This is a genomic window from Nocardiopsis sp. MG754419, from assembly GCF_018207095.1.
Lineage (GTDB): Bacteria > Actinomycetota > Actinomycetes > Streptosporangiales > Streptosporangiaceae > Nocardiopsis.
Map to the genome: position 1 here is coordinate 1 of NZ_QOCZ01000459.1, position 260 is coordinate 260.

A 260-nucleotide genomic window follows, 5' to 3' on the forward strand; every position below is an offset into this window, starting at 1 on the left:
GTGGACACGGGTGTGGCCAAGTTCGATCTCGCGGTGGGTTTCGTGGAGCGCCGGGATGGTTCGGGCGGGGCGGCGGGGCTGTCGGGGGTCGTGGAGTACGCGTGTGACCTCTTCGACGCGGCCACGGTCCGTGCCCTGGGGGCGGTCCTGGTGCGGGTGCTGCGGGCCATGGCCGATGACCCGGGATCGATGGTGGGCGAGTGCGTGGAGCTGACGGGGTCGGAGCGGTTGGCTCTGACCGATCGCGGGACGCCCGCGGT

Annotated in this window: 1 protein-coding gene; it reads left to right on the forward strand. The window is 72.3% G+C overall.

The annotated features are described in order from the left end of the window. Nucleotides 1-12: 12 nt before the first annotated feature. On the forward strand, nt 13-260 hold a 248-nt coding region (locus DSY14_RS28540; protein WP_211719659.1), incomplete at its 3' end, for a hypothetical protein.